We start from the raw sequence: 23,634 nt of genomic DNA, 5'->3' as shown, positions 1-23,634 counted from the left end.
AGCTTCGGGTTGGCGACGCCCCAGGCCGCGCCCTTGCAGACCAGTTCCTTGTAGCGGGCGGCGAGTCGGCCGGTCAGGGCCGCGCTGACCGAGCGGTCGTCGGCGGTGACGTACTGGATCAGGCCGTCCCTGCGGCCCAGCGAGATGCACTGGTTGTGGTAGCGCGGCTGCGTCTTCGGGAGCTTTCCGCCGGTCAGGCNNGTCGCCGACGGCGTACACGTCCGGGTGGGAGACCGAGCGCATCGTCGCGTCCACCACGATCTGGCCGTTCTCGGCGACCTCCAGGGTGGTGGCCCGAGCGATCGGGTGCACCGCGAAGCCGGTGGTCCAGACGGTGACCGCGGCCGGGACGGTGGTGCCGTCGGCCGTGGTCACGTGGTCCGCCTCGACCGCGGTGACCGCGGTGTGCTCGTACGCCGTGATGCCGAGGCCGGCGAAGACCTTCCGTACGTGCGCACGGCCCTTCTCCGACAGCCAGTCGCCGAGCCCGCCGCGGGCCGCGAGCGCGACGTCGAGGTCGGGGCGGGCCTCGGCGATCTCCGTGGCCGCCTCCAGGCCGGTGAGGCCGCCGCCGACGACGACCACGGACTGTCCGGCCTCCAGGGCGGCCAGGCGCTCGCGCAGCCGGAGCGCGCCGGGGCGGCTGGAGATCTCGTGGGCGTGCTCGGCCACGCCAGGGACGTCCTGGGTGTTCCAGCCGCTGCCGAGGGCGTAGACGAGGGTGTCGTACGCGAGTTCCTCGGCGCCGTTCGCGCCCTCGACCGTGACCGTCCTGCGGTCGGCGTCGACGGCGGTCACCCTCGCGAGCTTCAGCTCGACGCCGGTGCCGGCGAACATCTCGCTGAAGGGCCGGGGCGTGAGCTCCTGGCCGACCGCCAGCTGGTGCAGCCTGACCCGCTCGACGAAGTCGGGCTCGGCGTTGACGAGGGTGATGGCGACGTCCTCGCGGTGGAGCTGCTTGGCGAGGCGCCCGGCGGCGATGGCTCCGGTGTAGCCGGCTCCGAGGACGATGATGCGGTGCTGCTGCATGTGCCTGCTCCTGTCTCGGCGACGATCTCGCGTGGTTTCGCCCCTTGAACCGGGCAGCCCGGCGATTCCTGACAGGTGTGGGATGTGAGCTGGGTCACATGGAGTGGGTGGGGGTCAGAAGGCCGCCACCACCAGGGGCTCTCCGTGGTCCGTGGCCGCCCAGTGCCTCGTCGCGCGTTCCAGCTTGTCCGGGTTCACCTGGTTGCGGAAGGCGGTGATGCCCTCGGCCGTGACCTCCAGGCACATGATGCCGACGACCCGGCCGTCGAGCACCGCGACCACGGCGGGGACGCCGTTGGCGGTCGTCGCGTAGACGTCGGGCGAACCGCCGATGACCTTCCGCTTGGCGGTACTGGGCTTGAACAGGCCCCGCATGAACGTCGCGACCGCGAGCGCGCCCTCGAACGCCCTGGCGCGCGCCGGGACCTTGCCGCCGCCGTCGCCGATCGCGATGGCGTCGCCCGTGAGCAGCCGTACGAGCGGCTCGGTGCGGCCGCTGGTGGCGGCCGCGAGGAACTCCTCGACGATCCGCCGGGCCTCGGCCTCGTCGATCTCCGTACGGGCCTTGCCGGCGGCGACGTGCTTCTTCGCGCGGTGGAAGATCTGCTGGCTGGCGGCCTCGGTGATGTCGAGGATCTCGGCGATCTCCCGGTGCGGATAGTCGAAGGCCTCCCGCAGCACGTACACCGCGCGCTCGTTGGGGGAGAGGCGCTCCATGACGGCGAGGACCGCGTACGAGACCGATTCGCGCTGCTCGACGGTGTCGGCGGGACCGAGCATCGGGTCGCCGACGAGCAGCGGCTCCGGCAGCCACTCGCCCACGTACGTCTCGCGGCGGGCGCGGGCCGAGGTGAGCTGGTTGAGGCACAGGTTGGTGAGGACCTTCGTCAGCCAGGCCTCGGGGACCTCGATCCGGTCGACGTCGGCGGCCTGCCAGCGCAGGAACGTGTCCTGCACGGCGTCCTCGGCCTCGCTCGCCGAGCCGAGGAGACGGTAGGCGATCGCCTCCAGGCGGGGCCTGGAGGCCTCGAACCGGTCCACGTCGTTCAAGGTCAGAGGCATGGCTCGGATCCTAGTCCCGGTGGGGTGCGCGGCGGCAGGGCGTCGAGGGGCCCCGCCGTATCCGCGCACCCTTCCCCTTTTGGGTGAACCTGTCTTATTTGCATGTCAGTTGAATATGCCCTCGGCTTAGCTTGCCTGGCGGAGGTGATGATCGATGGACGCGATCGACATCGATGACCTGGTGCACGTCGCCACCGGAGCGCGGCTGCGGCGGCTGACCGCGCCGGACGGATCCCACTGGTTCCCGGTGGTGGACGTGGCGAAACGGCTCGGATACGCGGGAACGCGCGAGGCGCTGCGGACCGTGACGCTGCCCGAGGAGTGCCTGGCGGCCGCGCGGGACCTCGACGGGGGCGCGGGGTTCCCCGGCCGGTCCGCCGGGATCCGGGCGTCGACCCGGATGGTGAGCCTGGAGGGTCTCGTCCAGCTCGTCGGGGCGTGCCGGAGACCGGAGGCCGGACCGTTCCGGGCGTGGACGGCGGGGGTCGTGGCGGCGGTCCAGAGGTACGGCGGGTACGGGCTCGAACCCTCGCCGGTGCACGCCGGGTTCCTGCTGCCGCCGGAGCTCGTCGACGTCCTCGTCCGGCTCGAGAGCCGGTTCGACGAGCACGTCGAGTACGCCGAACACGTCGCGTACGCGGAGCTGCTCCGCGAGACCCGGCAGAGCCTCTCCAGGGTCGCCGACTCCCTGGAGCGCCTCGCCGTGCCCCGCCAGCGCACCGGCGCCGCCGTCGCGCTCACCCCGCAGCAGCTCGTCGAGTCCTGGGCCATCACCGGCGACGTGCGGACGGTCGCCTCCTGCCTGGCGCCCGCGCTCGTACGGGGCGGGGTGCGCTACCGGCCCCAGGACGTCACCCGCCGCACCGGCCTCTCCGGCGAACCCCTCGAAGGCTCCTTCGACCACGTGATCGCCATCGACTACAACCGGGTTCCCGGCCGCACCCCGCTCGACAAGGAACGTCCCCTCGGCGAGGAGAAGGGCGGCGGCGTCTGGATCCACGTCGACCACGGCGGACCGACCCAGGCCTGCATCGCCCTGGACCGGGAGGCGCTGCGCGAACTCCTGCGCGCCCTCGACCCGGCCGCGGACCCCGTCGTGGTCATGGGCCCGAAGAACGTACTCGCCCGCTGACGGCCCGCTCGGCGCCGAAGCCCGTCGGCGGACCCGCCCGGCGCCGGGAGCGGAACGTCCCGGCGCCGCACGTCCGTCAGTCCCCGCCGCCCTGCCCGACCGCCCCGCGGAACGAGCCCGTGTGCTCGCGGACCTGCTCCGGCGTCAGATACGCGTCCGTGTACTCGAAGTCCCGCAGCGTCCCCGCCTTCGAGGCCAGGAACCCGGTCCGTACGTAGTCGTCGCCCGCGACGGCGTTGAGCAGCCAGTTCGTCATCACCCGGGTCTTGGCCACATTGGTCCGCAGCGCCGCCCAGTGGTAGCCGCGGGCCACGGCCTGGGCGGGCGCCCCGTGCAGTTCCACGCCGAGCGGCTTCGACACCCCGTCCATCCCGCCCAGGTCCACCACGAGCCCCAGGTCCTTGTGCATGTACGGGCGGGTCCGCTCGCCCCGCAGCGTCGCGACCAGGTTGTCGGCGACGGCCTTGCCCTGCCGCATCGCGTGCTGCGCGGTCGGCGGGCAGATCGCCCCCTCCTCGCCCTTGGCGAGATCGGGGACCGCCGCCGCGTCGCCGAGCGCCCACACCCCGTCGAGCCCCGGCACGCCCATCTCGGACGAGACGACGAGCCGGCCCCGGAAGGTCTCCGCGCCGAGCGTGCCGATCAGCGGACTCGCGGCCACGCCGGCCGTCCAGATCAGCGTCCGGCTCGGCAGCACCCGCCCGTCCGTGAGCGTCACCGTCTCCTCGTCCACCGAGGCCACCGACACACCGAGCGACACCTCGATGCCGCGCCTGGTCAGGATGTCCATGGCGGCGGAGCCCAGCTTCTCGCCCAGCTCGGGCATCAGCTTCGGCGCGATGTCCACCAGATGCCACTTGATGAGGTCGGGGTCGAGCCGGGGGTACCGCTTGACCGCGTTGGAGGTGAGCAACTGGAGGCAGGCGGCCGTCTCCGTCCCGGCGTAACCGCCGCCGACCACGACGAACTGCAGCCGCGCGGCCCGCTCCTCCTCGTCGTCGCTCGCGTCCGCCAGGTCCAGCTGGGCGATGACGTGGTCCCGGATGTACACGGCCTCCGCGAGCGTCTTCATCCCGCGCGCGTACTCGGCGAGCCCCGGGATGTCGAAGGTGCGGGTCACGCTGCCGGGCGCGAGGACGAGATGGTCGTACGGCTCCGTCACGTACTCGCCGGAGATCGTCCGCACCACGCAGACCTTCGCCGCCGTGTCGATCCCGACCACACCGCCCGGGACGATCCGGGTCCGGTGCCGCTGGCTGCGCCGCAGCGACAGCGCGACCGACTGCGGGGTCAGCACGCCGGCGGCCACCTGGGGGAGCAGCGGCAGGTACAGCTGGTACGAGAACGGTGAGAGGAGCGTGATCACCGCCTCCCGTGCGGCAAGGCGCCGTTCGAGCCGCCGCACGCAGCCCACTCCGGCGAAACCGGCGCCCACCACGAGGATCCTCGGTCGCGTCACGCTGTCCGCCCTTCCCTATGAGCGTCGTTTCACCCTTTTTATCGTGATTGGTCAGGTATCGCCCTTCGGGTTACGTTGCGGAAGGAGAACTCAGGGCCCCCACGGAAGGCGGAACGGCGCGCATGACCACGTACAAGGTCGGCTACTTCATCGGCAGCCTGTCGGCCACGTCCATCAACAGGATCCTGTCCCGGGCACTCCTCCGCGTGGCGCCGCCGGGTCTGGAGTTCCAGGAGATCCCCATCAAGGACCTCCCGCTCTACAACCACGACTTCGACGCCGACTACCCGCCCGAGGGCAGGGCGCTGAAGGATGCCATCGCGTCCGTCGACGCGGTCCTCTTCGTCACCCCCGAGTACAACCGGTCCATCCCCGGCGCCCTCAAGAACGCCATCGACTGGGCCAGCCGCCCCTGGGGCACGAACTCCTTCACCCACAAGCCGTCCGCCGTCATCGGCGCCTCGCCCGGCAAGATCGGCACCGCCGTCGCCCAGCAGAGCCTCCGCTCGGTGCTCTCCTTCTGCAACTCCCCGCAGATGAACGCCCCGGAGGCGTACATCCAGTTCACCCCGGGCCTGTTCGGCGAGGACGGCGAGGTCACGGACCCGACGACCCAGCAGTTCCTGACCGACTTCATGGCCGACTTCAAGGCCTTCGTGGAGCGCGTCCTCACCGTCCTGCCGCCCCAGCGCTGAGACTTCGGGTGCGTCAGAGGACCGCGATCCCGAGCGGTCGCGAGCCCGCCGGAAGACGACGGGTGTCGCCCGAGTCGAGGTCGATCACGGTCAGACCGTCCCAGTACCCGTCCCGGGTGAAGCCGCCCGTCACATAGGCGGTGCGGCCGTCCCGGGACACGGCCACGCTCTCGTGCGGGCCCTCCAGCGGGTAGACCCGCTCGGCCCCGCCGGGCGTGCGCACCGTCAGGGAGGGCCCCTCGTCCACGTCCGGGTCGATCGGCCCGGTGCCCACGGTCAGGAGCGTCCCGTCGGCGGTCACGGTCGTGCCGTGCTGATGCGTGTTCGCCGTCATGGGCTCGATCGTCGTCCGGCCCGTGCGGGGGTCGACCACCACGAGCCGCTCGCCCTCGAAGGGCAGCAGCAGCTTCCCGTCCGAGGGCCGTACGGCCGTGTAGTGCGGCTTGAGCCAGGAACCGAGCCCGCCCTCCGTGCCGAACGGGGCGACCTCGATCCGGCACGGCTCCAGGGTCTTCACCGCGACGACCGTGACGTCGAAGGAGTCGTGGTTCGTCGCGTACACTTCGGCGCCGTCCCGTGACACGTCCACGTCGAACGGGCGCCGGCCGACCGGGACGGCGTCCGTGACCTTCAGGGTCGCCGTGTCGACGACCTCCAGGGTGCCGTTCCCGCCGGGCACGTTGACCCCCACGTACACCCGCCGCCCGTCGGGCGCGAGCGCGATGCCCATGCCGCCGCCCCGGTACTCGCCCGTGGTCACCGGCCCGGTGTCCGTCCGGTACGGAATCAGCGCGAGCCGCTCGCGGCTCGCCGTGTCCACGACGGCCACGCCCTCGGCGGTCGCGACCCAGGCCCGCCCGTCCTCGCCGACGGTCAGACCGTACGGCGCGGTGCCGACCTTCACCGAGCCGGTGGCGCCCCGCGCGGGGTCGACGAACGTGACCGTGTCGGAGCCGAAGTCGCTGACGAGCAGGGTGCCCGGGGCGACCGTGCCGTCCGGGTCCGGCGTCACGGTGACGGGGGATCCGGGGGCGGGGGAGCCGGTCGTGGGAGAGGTCCCGGCGGGTGCCGTCGTGCCGGCGGCGGAGGCCGCCCCTCCGGATCCCTGGGCGCAGCCCGCGAGCAGGACCACGGCCACCGCGCCGGGCAGGAGCACCCGGGCGGCACGGGACGGACGGCGGAACTTCGGCATGACGGACTCCTCGGTACGGGGACCGCGCGGACGGCCCCGCCGGGGGTCCGCGCCCTGCCCCGATCCTCCGCCCGCGCCCGCCTCCACCCGGTCTGCCGCCCGGCCCCTCCCGGGCAGCGGGACGGCGGACACCGGGGTCCACCGATCGGTTGACCCGTTGAGGCCCCCCTCGGGGCTCACCCCTTGAGGGCGTCCAGGAAGCACAGCACCCGCTCGGCGCACAGCGCGGCCGCCTCCGGCACGAAGTCCGCTGTCCCGCGCTCCGCGAACAGGTGGGCCGTCCCCGGGTACAGGAACAACTCCCGGTCCCCGGCGCCCGCCACCAGCTCGCGCGCCGCCGCCAGGTCCCCGTCGCCGACGAAGTACGGATCGGCGTCCATGCCGTGCACCTGCGCGGGCACGCCCTGCGGCCACTCGGGGCCGAAGGTGGCCACCGGCACGCAGGCACCGAACAGCAGGGCGCCCGCGGCCCCGGGCCGGGTCTGCGCCAGCTTCTGCGCGGGCAGCACGCCGAGCGAGAACCCGGCGTACACGATCTCCTCGGGCAGTCCCTCGGCCGCCTGCTCGCCCCGGGCCGTGATCGTGTCGAAGCCGACCTCCTGGGCGTACCCGACGCCGGTCTCCAGGTCCTCGAACGTGCGCCCCTCGTACAGATCGGGCACGTGCACCGTGTGTCCGGCCCGCCGCAGCCCGTCGGCGAACGCGCCGACGCCCGCCGTCAGTCCCAGCGAGTGGTGGAAGAGCAGTACCTCGGCCATGTCGCCATCCCCTGTGTCACCGTACGGTCACTTCACCGGGCAGCATGACGTACGCCACTGACAGCGGGGCGGGGGACGAGGTCAGTGCATCGGCCGGTGCGGGACGACGGCGCCCGCCTGGCCCAGCATGCCCCCGGGGCCGCCGACGCCCATCGGGCCGCCGACACCGGGGTGCGGGGCTCCGGCGGGCACGACCGCGCCCTGGGGGGCCATCCCCTGCGGCGCCATCCCCTGCGGCGCCATTCCCTGCGGAGGCATCTGGATCACACGGCTCAGATCCCGCAGAACCTCCTCGGCGACCTGGCGGACGTCACCGGGAACGTCCCCCCGCTCCCGTATGAGCTCGGCATAGATCGGTGCCGTGCCGTCCGCGTGGTTCATGGGGCTCGCTTCCTCGTTCCTGCGCCGGTTCCCTCAACCGACGGGCAGACGGCGAGTCTACGGGGCACCACCGACACGCCCGGGATCGGGAGCGGACAAGGACCCCGCAGGCCTGTCCCCGACCGTGAAAATTCGCTGTCCTCCCCGGCCTTCCCGCCCCGAGAATGGATCACCGAACACACGGGAGGGACCCCCATGAGCCAGGCGACCCTGACTCTGCACGACCTGATGCCGTCCGAAGAACTCGCCGCCGCACTCGCCGACGGGCACATCACGCGCAAACGGCACCCCGAACTGCCGCTGTCGATCTACACGTACACGCGCGCGTGCCAGTACGCCCAGCACTGGAACCGGGCCACCACCCGGTGCCGCGGGCTCGTCGCCGACGACGCCACCGGGCGGATCGTCGCGCTCCCCCTCCCCAAGTTCTTCAACCTCTCCGAACACGCCGGCGGACGCCCCTACGCGCCCCCGCTGCCCGACGAACCCTTCGAGGTCTACGACAAGGTCGACGGCAGCCTCGCCGTGGTCTTCCACTACGACGGCCGCTGGCACGTCGCCTCCAAGGGCTCCTTCACCAGCGGCCAGGCCACCTGGGCCCAGCGCCGCCTCGACGCCGCCGACACCACCGGCCTGACCCCCGGCGTCACCTACCTCGCCGAGATGCTCTACCCGGGCAACCGCATCGTCGTGAACTACGGCGAGCGCCGCGACCTCGTGCTGCTCGCCGCCTTCGGGGCGGACGGCACCGAGACACCCCTCGCCGAGGCCGCCGAGGGATGGCAGCCGATCGGTTCCGTCGTCCGCACCTGGCCCGCCATGCGCGTCGACGAGCTCGTCGCCCTGACCGAGTCCAACACCCTGCCCGGCGGCCGCCCGGCCACCGGCACGGACGCCGAGGGCTTCGTCCTGCGCTTCGCCTCCGGCCTGCGCGCCAAGGCCAAGCTCAGCGAGTACGTGCGCCTCCACAAGGTGCTCACCGGCGTCACCGAGCGGGACATCTGGCGCAGCCACGGCATCCAGCGCTTCGCCGCCCTCCCGGCCGGCGAACTGGCCAAGGGCCTCGGCTGCGCCGTCACCGACGTCGAGGCCTCCGGAGGCAAGCCCCTGGACGCCCTCCTCGACCAGGTCCCGGACGAGTTCGACGCCTGGGTCCGCGAGGTGATCACCCGCCTCGAAACGGCCGCCGCGGACCGCGAGCGGGCCGTCGACGAGGCGTACGCCCGCCTGGCCCACCTGGCCGACGACCGGGCGGCCTTCGCCCGCGCCGCCTCGGGCCTCGCCGACCGGGCCCTGCGAGCCCTGCTCTTCCTGCGCCTCGACGGGCGCCCCACCGACCTCCTCGTCTGGCGTCAACTGCGCCCCGAGGCCACCGACCCCTTCGCCCACGACGAGGAGAACTGACCGTGCCTGTCGTCCATCTCATGACCGGCCTCCCGGCCTCCGGGAAGACGACGGCCGCCCGCGCCCTCCAGGCCGCCGCCGAGGGCCGGATGCGCCGCGTCAACCTCGACGACCTCCGGGCCATGCTCGACGTCCCCGCGCCGGACCGCGGCCGCTCCCACAAGCACGAGCAGACCGTGCTCGGCATCCAGGACGCGGCCGTCCGCGCGGCCGTCGACGACGGCTTCGACGTCGTCGTCGACAACACCCATCTGACCCCGCACGTCCCCAAGCGGCTGAAGGCCGCCGTGGGCGGCCTCGCCACCTTCGCGGTCCACGACTTCACCGACGTCCCCGTCGACGAGTGCGTCCGCCGCGACGCCGCCCGCGACCGGCCCGTCGGCGAGGAGATCATCCGCATCCTCGCCGACAAGCACGCCAAGGCCACCCGGGGCGGCTGGCGCCTCACCGCGGACTGGCTCAACGACCGCCCCACCGTCGGAGATCCCTACGTTCCCGACCCGGCGCTCCCCACCGCCGTCATGTGCGACATCGACGGCACCCTCGCGCTCCGCGTGGACCGGGGCCCGTACGACTTCAGCCGCTGCGACCGCGACCTGATCAACCCCTCCGTGCGCGACGCCCTGCGGGCCTTCCGGCACACCGAGCAGGACCGGATCGTGCTGCTCTCCGGGCGCAGCGAGGACCACCGCGCCCTCACCGAGAGCTGGCTCGCCCGCCACGAGGTGCCCTACGACGAGCTGTGGATGCGCGCCTCCGGCGACGGCCGCGGCGACGACCTCGTGAAGGCGGAGCTCTTCGACGCCCACGTGCGCCACCGGTACGCGGTCCGGGTCTCCCTGGACGACCGCGACCGCGTCGTCGCCCTCTGGCGCCGGATGGGCCTGCCCACCTGGCAGGTCAACTACGGCGCCTTCTGACCCGGCCGCGACCGGGCACCGACGGGGGTGGGACCGCCCACCCCCGTCGGCGTGTCAGGATCGTGGGATGGTGGAGAAGATCATCGCGGCGTGCGACGGCGCGTCGAAGGGAAACCCCGGCCCCGCGGCCTGGGCATGGGTCATCGGCCGCGCCGACGGAGCGATCGACCGCTGGGAGGCGGGCCCCCTCGGCCGGGCGACCAACAACGTGGCCGAACTCACGGCCCTCGAACGCCTCCTGGAGGCCCTCGACCCCTCCGTGCCCGCCGAGGTCCGGATGGACTCGCAGTACGCCATGAAGGCCGTCACGACCTGGCTCCCCGGCTGGCGCCGCAAGGGCTGGAAGACCGCCGCGGGCACCCCCGTCGCCAACAAGGACCTGGTCGTCCGGATCGACGCGCTGCTCACCGGCCGGGACGTCGACTTCGTGTACGTCCCCGCGCACCAGGTCGACGGCGACCCCCTCAACGACGCCGCCGACCGCGCGGCCAGCCACTCCGCCCGTACGCAGGAGCCCCTGGCCTCCGAGGGCGGCGCCGAGCTGCCCCCGGCCGAGCCCGCCACACGCGCCTCCACGCCCCGGCCGCGCTCCTCTGCGCCCCGTACGGGCTCCGCGAGCGCCGGCGGGGGTTCCACCCGCAGGACTCGCCCGTCCGGCGGCACCCTGAACGCGAAATTCCCCGGCCGCTGCCGCTGTGGTCGTGCCTACGACAAGGGCGAGACCATCGCGAAGAACGCGGACGGCTGGGGCCATCCCACCTGCGTCTGAACCGACGGGCCGTCCGACTGGCGGGCGGCCCCGTCCGGCCCGTGAGACCGCTCGAACCGGTCGCACGGCAGGCTTCACCCTCGCGTGGACGCAGGTTCTCCCGGGGTTCTGTTCTCGGAGCGGTTGTGGCTGCATACTGATCCTCCTCGCATCCGGTGGCGAACCGTTTTACCTGCTCATTTGTCGTTCTCACGACACCTTCAACACCGGACGAGAACCCCCTCCTGCTGCCGCCGCGGCCTCTCCGCGGCGGGAGTCGTCCCTGCCCGTGAAAGACCCGAGGTTCCGTGCCAGTACCTGTTCTCCTGACCGGGCGCTCCGTGCGCCTGGAGCCGCTGGCGATGCGGCACGCCGAAGCCCTCGCCCGGGCCGGCGGGGCGGACCGATCGGCCTACGCCTTCACCCCCGTACCCGACGGCCTCGAATCGGCCCTCGACTACATCGCCCGTGCCCTCGCCGATCAGGCGGCAGGCCGTTGCCTGCCCTTCGCCCTGGTCAGTACGGCCGACGAACGAGTCATCGGCTCGACCCGCTTCCTCGAACTCGACTACTGGCGGGGCCCGCTGATCTGGCCGCCCGTCCCCGGCATGCCCCACGGCGATCCGCTGACCGCCGTCCCGGACGCCGCCGAGATCGGGAACACCTGGATCGCGGGCGACGCCCGGGGCACGGGCATCAACACCGAGGCCAAGTACCTCATGCTCCGGCACGCCTTCGAGGCCTGGGGCGTCCGTCGCATCACGATGCGCGCCGACGCCCGCAACACCCGCTCCAGAATCGCCATCGAGCGCCTCGGAGCGACCTGCGAAGGCATCCGTCGCGCCCACTCCCGTGGCCTCGACGGCGCCGTCCGCGACACGGCCTTCTACTCGATCCTCGACGAGGAATGGCCCACGGTCCGGGACATCATCGAACTGCGCCTCTCCGCCCCCCGGCAGGTGCGCATCCCGCAGGACCTGCTGCCGGCCTGACCCTCGCACGCGGCCCCGCTCCGTCGACCGGAGCGGGGCTGCGCGCTTCGGCGACCCGTGGTTACCTCGTGGACACACCCTGTGAAGAGCGAGGTACGCGCGATGCGCACGAACCCGACCATCCGCCGCAGGACCGGCGCCACCGCCCTCACCCTCCTGACGGCCCTCCTCGCCGCCGCCCCGGCCGCCGCCGCGCCCGGCGACATCGACACCGGCACCGTCCTCGTGGACGACTTCGACCTCACCCGGACCGACACCTTCACCGCACCCCTCGAAGGCTGCCTCCCCGCCGACCTCCTCGGCACCGCCACCGTCACCGAACACTCCGTCGGCCGATTCGTGCGCACCGCTGGCGCCATGGTGCTCAAGGGCACCAACTACTTCGACTTCCGCATGACCTTCCCCGACGGCCGCTACGTGGCCAGCGGCGTCGACGAGGAACGGATCAGGGCCGTCTTCACCGACCCCGGCCGCGTCACCGTCGCCAAGATGGAATCCCAGGACGAGCGCACCATCCACGCCCCCGACGGCACCCCGATCGGCACCCTCTCCATCCAGGAGACCTACGACGCCGTCTTCACCGACGCCAACGGCAACGGAGAGCCCGACCCCGGCGAGATCACCACGGAACACCACCGCTTCACCCTCACCTGCGGCTGACCGGCGCTCGCGTCCCCGTCCCACCGGTGGTTCCATGGAGGTGACGGGAAGGACTCGGTGTGAGGACGCGGAGTAGTGGCCGTCACCGGACCGCGCACCGTGCAATCAGGATCCGCGAGAAGCGGATGAGTCCTTCCCGCCCCTCCACCCCGTTTCCGGAGGGTGCGACGCGTCCCGGTACGGTGGCCGGGACACAGTGCCGTGCCACCCGAAGGGACCCAGTGATCGTGGCGACCGGAACTTCCGACGTGCTCCTCCGGACGGAGGGCCGCGCCGGGTTCATCACCCTGGACCGGCCCCGCGCCATCAACGCCCTCACCCACGCCATGGTCCTCGCCGTCGACGACGCCCTCACCGCCTGGGAGCACGATCCGGCCGTCACCACCGTCGTCATCGAGGGCGCCGGGGAGCGAGGCCTGTGTGCCGGCGGCGACATCCGCGCCATCCACGAGGACGCCCGCGCCGGAGGCTCCGCCACCGCGGCCTTCTGGCGGGACGAGTACCGGCTCAACGCCCGTATCTCCCGCTACCCGAAGTCCTACGTCGCCCTCATGGACGGCATCGTGATGGGCGGCGGCGTCGGCGTCTCCGCGCACGGCTCCGTCCGCGTCGTCACCGAACGCTCCCGGGTCGCCATGCCCGAGACCGGCATCGGCTTCGTCCCCGACATCGGCGGAACGTATCTCCTCGGTCGCGCCCCCGGCGAGCTCGGCACCCACCTCGCCCTCACCGGCACCCCCGTCGGCGCCGCCGACGCGATCCTCACGGGCCTCGCCGACGCCTTCGTGGCCTCCGCCGAACTCCCCGCCCTGGCGCGTGACCTGACGGACCTGCCGGCCGAGGAGGCCCTCGCCCGCCACGCCGCCACGCCGCCCGCCGGCGTCCTCGCCGAGCAGCGCGAGTGGATCGACGCCTGCTACTCCGCCCCGACCGTCGAGGAGATCGTCGAGCGCCTCTTCGACACCGGCGTGCCCGCCGCCAAGGAGACCGCCGAGACCCTGCTCGGCCGGTCCCCGTCCGCCCTCAAGGCGACCCTGGCCACCCTCCGCCGCTCCCGCGCCCTCGCCACCCTGGAGGAGGTCCTCGACCTGGAGTACCGCGCCTCCTGCGCCGCCCTGACCACCCCCGACCTCGTCGAGGGCATCCGCGCCCAGGTCGTCGACAAGGACCGCGACCCCCACTGGACCCCGGCCACCCTCGCCGAGGTCACGGAGGCCGACGTCGCCCGCTACTTCGCCGTCCCGGCCGGCGGTGACCTCGGCCTGGCGTCACGGGGTGGCGCGTGACCACCAGCACCACCTTCCAGTTCCAGCCCGTCCTGGACCGCATCGCCGAGGAGCTCGCCGAACTCACCGACCGGGGCACCCCGGCCGACTACATCCCGGCCCTCGCGGCGGGCGACCCGCGCGACTTCGGCATGGCCGTGGCGGAACTCGACGGCACGGTCTACGGAGTGGGGGACTGGCGGCGTCCGTTCTCCACGCAGTCCGTCACCAAGGTCTTCACCCTCGCGCTCGCCCTCGCCGAAGAGGGCGAGGCGCTCTGGTCCCACGTCGGCCGGGAACCCTCCGGCGACCCGTTCAACTCCCTCGTGCAGCTGGAGTACGAACACGGCATCCCGCGCAACCCCTTCATCAACGCCGGCGCCCTCGTCGTCACCGACCGGCTGCACCACCTGACCGGCGACGCCTCCGGGAGGCTGCTCGACTTCCTGCGCGCAGAGAGCGGCAACCCGGACCTCTCCTTCGACGACGGCGTCGCCGCCTCCGAGGCGACCCACGGCGACCGCAACGCGGCCCTCGCCCACTTCATGGCCTCCTACGGCAACATCACGGGCCCCGTCCCCGAGCTGCTGCGCGAGTACTTCCGGCAGTGCTCCCTGGAGGCCTCCTGCGCCGACCTGGCCCTCGCCACGGGCTTCCTGGCCCGGCACGGGCTCCGCGCCGACGGCAGCCGTCTGCTGACCCGCAGTCAGGCCAAGCAGGTCAACGCCGTCATGCTCACCTGCGGCACGTACGACGCGGCCGGTGACTTCGCCTACCGCGTCGGGCTCCCCGGCAAGAGCGGCGTCGGCGGAGCGGTCGTCGCCGTCGTCCCGGGCCGCTGCACCCTGTGCGTGTGGAGTCCGGGCCTGGACAGCCGGGGCAACTCGGTGGCGGGCGTGGCCGCCCTCGACCGCTTCACGACCATCACGGGCCTGTCGGTCTTCTGACCCGGTCGCCGGGCTGCCCGGCCGCCCGGTCGCCCCGCGGTCAGCGGGGCCAGTCGGGGGCCGGGTCCTCGTCGAGGAGGGGCCGGAGGGCGCCCACCACCGCACCGACGCACACGTCGCGCAGTTCGGTGCGCGTACAGGTCTCGTGGGTCAGCCAGTCCACGCACAGCACCTGCACGAAGACCATCCAGCTCTTGAGGACCCCCGACACGGCCTCCCGGGTCGTGTCGTCGGCGAGCGGCAGCACCCCGAGCAGACGCTCGCGCAGGGCGTCGAGTTCACCGGTGATGATCGTCTGGACGAGGCGGTCGCCGGCCAGGACGCGGTTCGCCGCGAGCACGGTGTTGCGGTTCTCCGCGAAGTACCCGATGTGCGCGTCGAGGCCCTGCGTCAGCTGCTCGACCAGGGTGTCGGCGGGGTCGAGCCGCGTCTGCGCGAGCAGTTGCTCGGAGACCTCCCGGTAGAGCGCGGCGAAGAGATCGCGCTTGTTGGGGAAGTGCTGGTAGAGCAGCGCGCGGGAGACCCCCGCCCGCTCGGCGACCTCCTCCATCAGCACCTCGTCGTACGGCAGCGCCGCGAAGAGGCGGGCGGCGACGTCCAGGAGCTGGGCGCGGCGTTCGGCGGGGCTGAGACGTCTGCGGGGAGGCACACCGCCATACTACTTGACATGTGTCCAGTAAGCGGTCGTACGCTGGCGCGTGAACCGCTACTAGATGCATGTCTACTGAATGGGGGTCGCGGACATGACCAGAGCCAAGGCACTGCGGGGGCTCGCCCTGGCCATGGGGTACGCCTGCGTGGCGATCGGACTGCTCCACGTCCTGCTCGGCAACGCCTCGATCCCGGGAGCCGCGTCGGCCGGCCCGACGATCGACAGCCTGGGCAGGTTCTTCGGCGCGATCTTCGCCGGCTACGGTCTCGCCTGGCTCTGGGCGGCGAGGCAGTCACCGATCCCGGCGGCGGCCGTGCGCGGGCTGACCGCCGTGTTCCTGCTGGGAGCGCTCGGAAGGCTGCTCTCCCTCGCCGTCGAAGGGCGGCCGCACTGGTTCCAGCTGGCGCTCGCCGCCCTCGAACTCGTGCTCTCCCCGCTGCTGTTCTGGCTGGCGGACGCGGACGTGAACGAGCGGGTCGAGGAGGATCCCGTCTGACGGAGGCCTACCGCGCCCGGCGCGGAGTCCCCTCGCCGAACGCCGCCGGTTCGCCCAGGGCGCCGGCCGCCGTCCGCCAGGCCTCGGTCACGGCCCCGTGCGCGAGCTCCGTCGCGGCGGCCACGTCCTCGGGCAGCCGCAGCGGCGTTCCGATGTGGACGTGCAGGCACGGCCGGCGCACGGGTGCGGTGAGCACTCCGGCGAGCTGCTTCACCCGCCCGCCCGAGGTGATCCGCCGGGCCCCGGCCTGGCCGATCGGCACGACCGGCGCCCCCGTCGCCCGCGCGAGCCGCGCGAGGCCGGTGCGGAACGTCTCCGGCGGGTTCTCGGCGGCGTCCCGGCGCGGCGGGATGCGCCCCTCCGCGTACAGCATCACGTGCCGCCCCGAGGCGAGCGCCACCGCCGCGTGGTCCAGGGCCGCCGCCGCGTGCGCCGAGTTGCGGTGGACGGGGACGTGGCCCTCGCGGGTCAGCGCCCGGCCGAGAACGGGGACCCGCCAGAGCCCCGCGGTGGCCAGGAGGACCGGCTCGACGGCCAGTCGCCTGCGGAGCGCGGCGAGCACGAGCGCCGGATCGGCGAGCGACGTGTGGTTCACGACGAGGATGCTGCCCGGCTCGACACGGGCCCCGGGGTCCGAGGTGACGGTCAGCCGCCCGAAGAACGGGACGACATGGGCGGCGATGCGGCTGAGCACGGGAGGCCCCCTGGCTGCGAGGCGGAACGGTGACGGAACCATCGTCCGGGCACCCCGCGGCGCGGACATGAGCATCCGTACTCAACCGCCGTGCGTACTCCGTACTCTGCCGTCGTGAGCCGTCGGGCGGCGGGCCGCCGTCCCGGTCAGGGGTTGTCGAACCAGGAGAGGGCCGCGATCCGCCAGCCGTCCGGCGTCCGGACGAACTGGATGGTCTTGGTGCCCTCGCCCCCGTACGGCTTCCCGTCGAAGACCCCGGACTTGCGGTAGGTGCCGAACCGCGAGGCGATGTCGCCCTCGATCCGCGTCTCCTCGGAGGTCTCCCACTCGGAGAACTCGACGAGCCGCCCGTCGGAGAGCAGCCGCTCGCGCGGGGCGATGAACTCCTCCACGGAGTACGCGGTGAACGTGGGCGCGGTGCAGACGATGACGCCCTGGGGCAGGACGAGCCGCCGGATCCGGTCCACATCGGCGGCCTTGCCGCCCCGGTTGTCGAACGCGCCGTAGAACTCGGCGGTCACCTGGTCGATCTCGGTCTTGGACATGAACCGACCCTACGTGCTCGGGGTGTCGGCGAGCTCCGCCTCGATCAGATCGGCGGCGCGGAGCGTCCCGCCCTCGCGGGCCATCGACTCCTGGATCTCCCGTGCGCGGCGCGCCACTTCGGGGTCGTCGACCAGCGCGAGCACGGCTGCCCGAAGCCGTTCGGGGGTGACCTCCGCCATGGGCAGATGCCGGGCCACGCCCAGGGCCTTGAGCATGTCGGCGTTCCCGAACTGGTCGACGGCCTGCGGCACGGCGACCATGGGCGTGGCGGTGGCGAGCCCCTCCTGGCTGCCGCCCGCGCCCGCGTGGGTGACGAACGCGTCGGCCTGCCGCAGGATCGCCAACTGGGGCACCCAGGAGTGCACTTCGACGTTCGGCGGCAGCTCGCCGAGCTCCGCGGGGTCGACGAATGCGCCGATCTGCAGGACGACGTGCCAGCCCGGGAGGCCGGCGAAGGCCTCGACGCAGTCCCGGTAGAAGCCGGGCTGCTTGGTGAAGGCGGAGCCGAGCGAGACCAGGACCACCCTCTCCGCCCCCGCCGGCCGCTGCCACTCGCCCTGTTCGGCGCGGGAGCCCTGGCAGGCGCCGACGAAGGTGTAGACGGATTCGTCGACCCGGTCGGCCCGCGGCTGGAGGGCCCGGGGGATCAGGACGATCGCGCGGCGCGGGCGGGCGACGAAGTTGTCCGGGTGGGTGTCGATCCCGTGCGCGCCGAGCCACTCCTCGAAGCGCGCGTAGTAGGCCTTGCCGCGCGGCGAGGCCTTGAGCTCGGCGAACATCGGCTCGGCGACCTCTTCCTCGTACCCCTCCCACGGCACCAGGTTCGGCCACAGCGAGACGGCGGGCACGCCCCAGGTGTGGGCGAGGACGGGGGCCGGATAGGAGGCGATGTCGTGGAGCACGAGGTCCGGCCGGTCCCCGTCGAAGGCCTCGGCGAGCTGCGGCAGCGCCTGCGTCGCGTCGGCGAGGAACGGCTCGAGGTTGTCGATCAGTTCGGTGCCCCAGGCGTCCGGGTCGTCGTCGGTCGGCAGCGTGGAGGTGTAGACGACGGGCGTCGCGCCGGTCTCCGCGACCTTCTCGGCGAAGGACGCGGGGACGGCGTAGCTGACGCGGTGGCCCCGGACGACGAGTTCGCGGATGACCTCCAGGCTCGGGTTCACGTGGCCGTGGGCGGCGATGGAGAACATGGCGATGTGCGCGGGTGAGGCGGAAGCGGTGGTCATGACGACCACCCTAGGCGAGACGATACGTATCGTCTAATGGTTTTGCGGAGCCAGGCGCGGCGGCGTCCAGTCGGCGTGCCGCAGGATGGCGCGCAGGGTCGCGCGGTCCGGCGCCGCCCGCAGGGCCGTGTTCCGTACGGAGACGGCGACGGGATGCGAGAGCTGCTGGCCCATCCGGCCGGCCTGGCGGGCGGCGCGGGCGACGGCCTGGCTGCGCGGTCGCCGCTCGGCGTCGTACCGGGCGAGCGCCGACTCGATGCCGGACGCGCCGGCGGATGCGCCCTCTCCGGATCCGCCGGCGAGCGCGGCGGCCAGTGACACCGCGTCCTCGAGGGCCTGGCAGGCGCCCTGGCCGAGGTTCGGCGTCATGGCGTGGGCCGCGTCGCCGAGCAGGGCGACCCGGCCGACGGCGAAGGACGGCAGGGGAGTGGCCAGTTCGTGGATGTCGTGGTGCAGCACGGCCTCGGGGCGGGTCGCCGCGAGGAGGGCCGGGATCGGCTCGTGCCAGTCCCGGAACCGGCGGCGCAGCACGGCCAGGGGGTCCGGATGTCGTACGCCCGGCGGGGAGTTGAGCACGGCGTGCCACTCGGCCCGCCCGTCGGCGAAGGCGATGTGCCCGAACTCGGCGCCCCGCCCCCAGGACAGCTCGAAGTCGGACGCCAGCGGCACGGGGGAGTCGGTGATGGCGCGGAGGACGGTGGACCCGCTGTACGCCGGACCCGGGTGGCCGGGGAACAGCAAGGTGCGGAGCGCGCTGTTCACGCCGTCGGCGGCCACCACCAGATCCGCCTCCCGTACGCCGTCCCCGGTGACCACCCCCACCCGGTCCGGAACGGTCAGGTCCAGGGACGTCACCTCCGCCCCGACGACCAGGCGGTCGGCGGGCAGCGCCGCGCGCAGCGAGCGGTGCAGGGCGGCGCGCGGGATCCCGACGATCGGAGTGCCGAGTGCCCGCTCCAGGGCGGCCCCGTCCATCCGGGCCAGCCAGCCGCCGCCCGGGACGCGGGTGCCGCCGGTGTACTGGGGCCGGGCCGCCTCGCGTACCGCCCCGCCGACACCCAGGGCGTCCAGGGCGCGGATGCCGTTGGCGTGGAGGGAGATGCCCGCGCCGGCGTCGTCGAGGGCGGCGGAACGTTCGAGGACGGTCACCTCCCAGCCGACCCGCCGCAGACCGGTCGCCGCCGCCAGGCCACCGATCCCGCCACCGACCACCACCGCGTTCCCGCCGCCCATGTCAGGCACCCCTCTGTACGGTTCTTCTACAGCTGTAGAAGAACCGTACTCCTCCCCTCTACAGGTGTAGAAAGGGGGGATGCCCGCCACCGCCTCCGCCTCCGCCCGACGCGCCCTCCTCGCCGACACCGCCATCGAGGTGCTCGCCGAGCACGGCATGCGCGGGCTCACCCACCGCGCGATCGACCGGGCCGCCGGTCTGCCGCCCGGCACCACGTCCGCGTACCACCGCACCCGCCGGTCGCTCCTGACCGCGCTCGTGCTCCGCCTCGTCGAGCGCGACCAGGCCGAGATCGAGGAGGCCGGGCAGCGGGCCGGCGCCCCGCGCGACGCCGAGGAACTCGTCGCCGGGCTCACCGCGTTCACCGCACTCCGGCTCACCGGCGAAGGCCGCCGCCGCTCCCTCGCGCGCTACGCGTGCGCCCTGGAGAGCGTGCACCACCCCGAGCTGCGGGAGATCCTCGTACCGCGCGACAACGCGGCCCGGCGGTCCGTCGAGGGCTTCCTCGCCGCCCGGGGCCTCGCGGACGCCCGCGCGCGCACGATCACCCTGCTCACCTGCGTGGACGGCCTGGTCTTCGACCGCCTCGTCAACGGCGGAACCGTACCCGCCGAGGAGATCCGCCGACTGGTGGAGACCGCGCTGCGGTGAGCGCGTGCGCGGGCACCCTCGCGCGCATGGCGTGAGCATGCCAAGATGCGATCGGTCCACGCCAACCGACCCGGGGGGACACCGTGAAGACACAGGCGTACGCCACCAGGGGCGCGCTCGCCCTCGCCGGCGCCCTCGCGCTGCTCATCGCCCTGCCGGGCAGCGCGCTCGCCGCGCCGCCCACCGCCCTGCCCGCCGACGCCGACGGCCTGGAGCAGACCTTCCAGCCGGCGTACGACTACGACACGGACGGCTGCTACCCCACCCCCGCGATCGGCCCCGACGGGACCCTCAACGGCGGCCTCAACCCGTCCGGCGCCCTCAACGGCCAGTGCCACGACGCCTCGGACCTCACCAACACCAACGGGTACGCGCGCGCGAAGTGCAACAACGGCTGGTGCGCGATCATCTACGGCCTCTACTTCGAGAAGGACCAGGCGGTCGTCGGCAGCAGCCTCGGCGGACACCGCCACGACTGGGAACACGTCGTGGTCTGGGTGCAGAACGACCAGGCCCAGTACGTCTCCACCTCCGCCCACGGGAACTTCAACATCTACGGCCGCGACCGGATCCGCTGGGACGGCACCCACCCGAAGGTCGTCTACCACAAGGACGGCATCGGCACCCACTGCTTCCGCCCGGCGAACTCCAACGACGAACCGCCCGAGAACCACCAGCACACCTGGCAGTTCCCCGGTCTCGTCGGCTGGAACGGCTACCCCGCGGGCATCCGCGAGAAGCTCAGCCAGGCCGACTTCGGCAGTGCGGTCTTCGGCCTCAAGGACGGGAACTTCGCCGCCCACCTCGCCAAGGCCAAGCCGGCCGGCATCCCCTTCGACCCGTACGCCTGACGATCACGAAGGGGTGAATATGCCCCGACGCCGCCCCGTCGCCGAGGCCGGGGCGGCACTCTGCTGACGTGCGAAAAGAAGACAAAAAGGTCGTTCCCGGGCAGCGGGGCGCCGCACGGAGGTCCGCTCCCGGCCGGGCCGGGGAAACCCCGGCCACCGACAACCGGGCCACACATCGGACCCACTCCGCCGAGGAACGCTTCCGCTACTGGTTCGACACCACCCTCACCCGTGGCACCGCCGCGCTCTGCGGCTGGCTGGCCCTCGTCTGTCTGGCGCTCGTCGTCCCCGTCAGCACCGTCCTCGCCTGGACCGACCAACACACCCCCGCCTCCCTCGGCGCCAGGATCGCGGCCGTGTGGCGCAACACCGGGCAGACCATGCGCCTGGGCGGCGAGGTCGGACCGCCGCTGCGCGTCGCCCTGTCCGTACTCCTCGCCCTCATCGCGCTCTTCTACGTCTCCACCCTGGTCAGCCTCATCACCACCGGCCTCACCGACCGCCTCATCGCCCTCAACCGGGGCCACGCCAGGATCCTGGAGAGCGGACACACCGTCGTCCTCGGCTGGTCCGAACAGATCCCCACCGTCGTCTCCGAACTCGTCGCCGCCCGCACCGACCGCCGCCGGGTCGTCGCCGTCCTCGCCGACCGCGACAAACCCGCCATGGAGGAGGACCTCCGCGCCACCGTCGGCCCCACGGGCCGCACCAGGCTCGTCTGCCGCAGCGGCCGCCCCACCGACCCGGTCGCACTCGCGCGCGTGAGCCCGGCGACCGCGGACTGCGTCCTCGTCCTGCCCCGCGACCACCCCTGCGACGACGCCGAGGTCGTCAAGACCCTGCTGTCCCTCTCGGCGGCCGTGGGGGAGGCCGATCCCGTACGCGTCGTCGCCGCCGTACGAGACGACCGCCACCTCAGCGCCGCCCGGCTGGCCGGCGGGCCCCGGGCCACCGTCCTCGACATGGACGACCTCGCGGCCCGCCTCCTCGTCGACTGCGTACGGCAGCCCGGACTCTCCCTCGTCCACCAGGAACTCCTCGACTTCGCCGGACACGAGTTCCACACCGTCCGGGAACCGGGGTTACCGGGCCGCACCTTCGACGAGGCCGCCCGCGCCTGCCCGGTGTCGACCGCCGTCGGCCTCGTCCACGGCGACGGCACCGTCACGCTCAACCCGCCCCGCACCACCCGGATCCGCGCCGACGACACCCTCCTCGTGATCGCCGAGGACGAACGGTCGACCCGACTCTCCGCCACCCCCGCGCCCCACGACCCGACGGCCCTCACGCACGCGCCACCCGAACCTCCCGGGCGCCCCGAACGCGTCCTCCTCCTCGGCTGGAACCGCCGGGCACCCCGGATCGCCGCCCAGTTGGCGCGACACGCACCGCCCGGTTCGGCCCTCGACGTCGTGGCCGAGCCGCGCGCCGCCACCCTCACCGGCATCCGGGCCGTCACCGAAGCCGTCGGCGCGCACCTGACGGTGCTCCACCGGCCCGGCGACCCCACACTGCGCGGGACCACGGACGCCCTCGACCTCGCCCGGTACGACGCCGTGATCGTGCTCGGCCCCGACCGCCGGCCGGGCCGCGCCGATCCGGACGACCGGACGCTCGTCACCCTCCTCCACCTGCGGGCCCGACAACAGGACAGCGGCCGGCGCGTGCCCGTCGTCACCGAGATGACCGACGACCGCAACCGGCTCATCGCACCGCCGGCCCCCGGCGCCGACTTCGTCGTCAGCGGCAGGCTCATCGGACTCCTGATGACCCAGATCTCCCAGAACCCCCACCTCACCGCCGTGTTCGAGGAACTCCTCGCCCCGGACGGCAACACCCTCCACCTCCACCCGGCGTCCCACTACGTCAGGACCGGACGCACCGCCTCCTTCGCCTCCGTCGCCGTGTCGGCGGCCCGCCAGGGCGCCTGCGCCATCGGCTACCGCTCCCACACCCGCGCCACGGCCGCCCCCGACGGCGGCCTGCGCATCAACCCGCCGAAGGCCCACGTCCGTCACTGGCATCCGGAGGACGAGATCGTGATCATCGCCCGGGGAAACGCCTCCTCCGGCGCCGTGGGCAAGGTAGGTTGCCCGCCATGACCGAACTCGGAACCGCCGCCTGGCCGCCCGCCCCGATGAAGACCGAACGGCTCGTGCTGCGCGAATCCGAGGCCCGGGACCGCGCCGCCTTCGTTGAACTGTTCGCCTCGCCCGAGGTGGGCACCTACGTCGGGGGCGCCCGACCGCGCGATGAGGTCGAGCGCGGGATGCCCGAGGTGCCAGGGCGGCGCCCCCGCCTCTTCGTGGTCGAGCTCGACGGGACGATGATCGGCATGGTCACGCTCGATCGACGCGACGCGGAGCGCAAGGGGCACGTCCGTCCGGAGGGCGGTGAGGCCGAGCTCGGCTACCTGTTCCTGCCTCAGGCGTGGGGATGCGGGTACGCCGCCGAGGCGTGCGCGGCGGCACTCGACTGGTTCACCGGCGTGCACCCCGGCGAGCCGGTGGTGCTCTCCACCCAGACCGCCAACGACCGCGCGATGCGCCTCGCGGCGAAGCTCGGGTTCACCGAGGTGGAGCGGTTCGAGGAGTACGGCGCCGAGCAGTGGTTCGGCGTGTGGTCCCCGGCCGCGCAGTAGAC

Annotated in this window: 24 protein-coding genes and 1 pseudogene; 14 read left to right on the top strand and 11 right to left on the bottom strand. The window is 73.1% G+C overall.

Going from position 1 to position 23,634, the window contains the following annotated elements:
* Together CCN56_RS26815 and CCN56_RS26810 are read right to left on the bottom strand one after the other, a co-directional pair.
* Nucleotides 1–1,029: pseudogene (locus CCN56_RS26815) on the bottom strand (NAD(P)/FAD-dependent oxidoreductase); the annotation flags it as partial.
* A 114-nt stretch (nt 1,030–1,143) separates the two neighbouring features.
* Nucleotides 1,144–2,091: an RNA polymerase sigma-70 factor gene (locus CCN56_RS26810; protein ID WP_086830535.1), complete on the bottom strand. Its 948-nt coding sequence runs from the start codon at nt 2,089–2,091 to the stop codon at nt 1,144–1,146.
* A 154-nt stretch (nt 2,092–2,245) separates the two neighbouring features.
* On the opposite strand from CCN56_RS26810, the gene CCN56_RS26805 reads away from it, so the two are divergent.
* On the top strand, nt 2,246–3,223 hold the full coding sequence (locus CCN56_RS26805; RefSeq protein WP_086830534.1) for a BRO family protein: 978 nt from the start codon (nt 2,246–2,248) through the stop codon (nt 3,221–3,223).
* 76 nt (nt 3,224–3,299) lie between these two features.
* Here CCN56_RS26805 and CCN56_RS26800 read toward each other — a convergent pair whose 3' ends face one another.
* Nucleotides 3,300–4,682: an NAD(P)/FAD-dependent oxidoreductase gene (locus CCN56_RS26800; protein WP_086830533.1), complete on the bottom strand. Its 1,383-nt coding sequence runs from the start codon at nt 4,680–4,682 to the stop codon at nt 3,300–3,302.
* A 122-nt stretch (nt 4,683–4,804) separates the two neighbouring features.
* Between CCN56_RS26800 and CCN56_RS26795 the strand changes: the two genes are divergently transcribed.
* Nucleotides 4,805–5,377: an NADPH-dependent FMN reductase gene (locus CCN56_RS26795; protein WP_041127595.1), complete on the top strand. Its 573-nt coding sequence runs from the start codon at nt 4,805–4,807 to the stop codon at nt 5,375–5,377.
* A gap of 13 nt (nt 5,378–5,390) precedes the next feature.
* Here CCN56_RS26795 and CCN56_RS26790 read toward each other — a convergent pair whose 3' ends face one another.
* From CCN56_RS26790 to CCN56_RS26780, 3 genes are all read right to left on the bottom strand, one after another.
* The gene (locus CCN56_RS26790; protein WP_086830532.1) at nt 5,391–6,569 is read right to left on the bottom strand and encodes a hypothetical protein; all 1,179 of its coding nucleotides are present in this window, start codon (nt 6,567–6,569) and stop codon (nt 5,391–5,393) included.
* Between the two features lie 176 nt (nt 6,570–6,745).
* Nucleotides 6,746–7,327 carry a dienelactone hydrolase family protein gene (locus CCN56_RS26785; protein WP_086830531.1) on the bottom strand — a complete coding sequence of 194 codons (582 nt, stop codon included), beginning with the start codon at nt 7,325–7,327 and terminating at the stop codon, nt 6,746–6,748.
* Between the two features lie 81 nt (nt 7,328–7,408).
* Complete coding sequence (locus CCN56_RS26780; protein ID WP_086830530.1) at nt 7,409–7,708, bottom strand: hypothetical protein; 300 nt, start codon at nt 7,706–7,708, stop codon at nt 7,409–7,411.
* Between the two features lie 195 nt (nt 7,709–7,903).
* Here CCN56_RS26780 and CCN56_RS26775 point away from each other — a divergent pair, with 195 nt between their 5' ends.
* The 7 genes from CCN56_RS26775 to CCN56_RS26745 all read left to right on the top strand — a co-directional run bounded on the left by CCN56_RS26775 (nt 7,904) and on the right by CCN56_RS26745 (nt 14,644).
* A complete protein-coding gene (locus CCN56_RS26775) occupies nt 7,904–9,112 on the top strand; it encodes an RNA ligase (protein ID WP_086830529.1) in 1,209 nt (402 codons plus the stop codon).
* 2 nt (nt 9,113–9,114) lie between these two features.
* Complete coding sequence (locus CCN56_RS26770; RefSeq protein ID WP_256962165.1) at nt 9,115–10,032, top strand: AAA family ATPase; 918 nt, start codon at nt 9,115–9,117, stop codon at nt 10,030–10,032.
* Nucleotides 10,033–10,099: 67 nt separating this feature from the next.
* Complete coding sequence (locus CCN56_RS26765; RefSeq protein WP_086830528.1) at nt 10,100–10,801, top strand: ribonuclease H; 702 nt, start codon at nt 10,100–10,102, stop codon at nt 10,799–10,801.
* A 287-nt stretch (nt 10,802–11,088) separates the two neighbouring features.
* Nucleotides 11,089–11,772 carry a GNAT family N-acetyltransferase gene (locus CCN56_RS26760; RefSeq protein ID WP_086830527.1) on the top strand — a complete coding sequence of 228 codons (684 nt, stop codon included), beginning with the start codon at nt 11,089–11,091 and terminating at the stop codon, nt 11,770–11,772.
* Between the two features lie 102 nt (nt 11,773–11,874).
* Nucleotides 11,875–12,432, top strand: a complete 558-nt coding sequence (locus CCN56_RS26755; protein ID WP_143664633.1) for a hypothetical protein — start codon at nt 11,875–11,877, stop codon at nt 12,430–12,432.
* A 221-nt stretch (nt 12,433–12,653) separates the two neighbouring features.
* Nucleotides 12,654–13,718, top strand: a complete 1,065-nt coding sequence (locus CCN56_RS26750) for an enoyl-CoA hydratase/isomerase family protein (RefSeq protein ID WP_256962164.1) — start codon at nt 12,654–12,656, stop codon at nt 13,716–13,718.
* Complete coding sequence (locus CCN56_RS26745) at nt 13,715–14,644, top strand: glutaminase (RefSeq protein WP_086830524.1); 930 nt, start codon at nt 13,715–13,717, stop codon at nt 14,642–14,644. The genes CCN56_RS26750 and CCN56_RS26745 overlap by 4 nt, the downstream gene beginning before the upstream one ends.
* 40 nt (nt 14,645–14,684) lie before the next feature.
* On the opposite strand, the gene CCN56_RS26740 is transcribed toward CCN56_RS26745, so the two are convergent.
* On the bottom strand, nt 14,685–15,293 hold the full coding sequence (locus CCN56_RS26740; RefSeq protein ID WP_086830523.1) for a TetR/AcrR family transcriptional regulator: 609 nt from the start codon (nt 15,291–15,293) through the stop codon (nt 14,685–14,687).
* Nucleotides 15,294–15,387: 94 nt separating this feature from the next.
* Here CCN56_RS26740 and CCN56_RS26735 point away from each other — a divergent pair, with 94 nt between their 5' ends.
* Nucleotides 15,388–15,792: a DUF4345 domain-containing protein gene (locus CCN56_RS26735; protein ID WP_086830540.1), complete on the top strand. Its 405-nt coding sequence runs from the start codon at nt 15,388–15,390 to the stop codon at nt 15,790–15,792.
* Nucleotides 15,793–15,799: 7 nt separating this feature from the next.
* Here CCN56_RS26735 and CCN56_RS26730 read toward each other — a convergent pair whose 3' ends face one another.
* The 4 genes from CCN56_RS26730 to CCN56_RS26715 form a co-directional block, all read right to left on the bottom strand.
* A complete protein-coding gene (locus tag CCN56_RS26730) occupies nt 15,800–16,486 on the bottom strand; it encodes a 1-acyl-sn-glycerol-3-phosphate acyltransferase (protein WP_086830522.1) in 687 nt (228 codons plus the stop codon).
* A gap of 146 nt (nt 16,487–16,632) precedes the next feature.
* Nucleotides 16,633–17,031, bottom strand: a complete 399-nt coding sequence (locus CCN56_RS26725; protein ID WP_086830521.1) for a nuclear transport factor 2 family protein — start codon at nt 17,029–17,031, stop codon at nt 16,633–16,635.
* Between the two features lie 9 nt (nt 17,032–17,040).
* On the bottom strand, nt 17,041–18,255 hold the full coding sequence (gene mgt, locus CCN56_RS26720; RefSeq protein WP_086830539.1) for a macrolide-inactivating glycosyltransferase: 1,215 nt from the start codon (nt 18,253–18,255) through the stop codon (nt 17,041–17,043).
* A 33-nt stretch (nt 18,256–18,288) separates the two neighbouring features.
* On the bottom strand, nt 18,289–19,488 hold the full coding sequence (locus CCN56_RS26715; protein ID WP_086830520.1) for an FAD-dependent monooxygenase: 1,200 nt from the start codon (nt 19,486–19,488) through the stop codon (nt 18,289–18,291).
* 79 nt (nt 19,489–19,567) lie between these two features.
* Here CCN56_RS26715 and CCN56_RS26710 point away from each other — a divergent pair, with 79 nt between their 5' ends.
* The 4 genes from CCN56_RS26710 (at nt 19,568) to CCN56_RS26695 (ending at nt 23,632) form a co-directional block, all read left to right on the top strand.
* On the top strand, nt 19,568–20,140 hold the full coding sequence (locus CCN56_RS26710) for a TetR/AcrR family transcriptional regulator (protein ID WP_086830519.1): 573 nt from the start codon (nt 19,568–19,570) through the stop codon (nt 20,138–20,140).
* An 83-nt stretch (nt 20,141–20,223) separates the two neighbouring features.
* Nucleotides 20,224–20,991: an NPP1 family protein gene (locus CCN56_RS26705; RefSeq protein ID WP_086830518.1), complete on the top strand. Its 768-nt coding sequence runs from the start codon at nt 20,224–20,226 to the stop codon at nt 20,989–20,991.
* A gap of 68 nt (nt 20,992–21,059) precedes the next feature.
* Nucleotides 21,060–23,093 (top strand): hypothetical protein, encoded by a 2,034-nt coding sequence (locus CCN56_RS26700; protein WP_086830517.1) that lies wholly within the window; start codon nt 21,060–21,062, stop codon nt 23,091–23,093.
* Nucleotides 23,090–23,632, top strand: coding sequence for a GNAT family N-acetyltransferase (locus CCN56_RS26695; protein ID WP_086830516.1), 543 nt, complete (start codon nt 23,090–23,092; stop codon nt 23,630–23,632). Before CCN56_RS26700 ends, CCN56_RS26695 begins: the two co-directional genes overlap by 4 nt.
* Nucleotides 23,633–23,634: the final 2 nt, after the last annotated feature.

Origin of the sequence: Streptomyces sp. NRRL B-24572, assembly GCF_002156145.1 — a bacterium.
In the GTDB taxonomy this organism is placed as follows: domain Bacteria; phylum Actinomycetota; class Actinomycetes; order Streptomycetales; family Streptomycetaceae; genus Streptomyces; species Streptomyces vietnamensis.
Note: the sequence above shows the minus strand (reverse complement) of the source record. Positions and strands in the feature narration are given on the sequence as shown.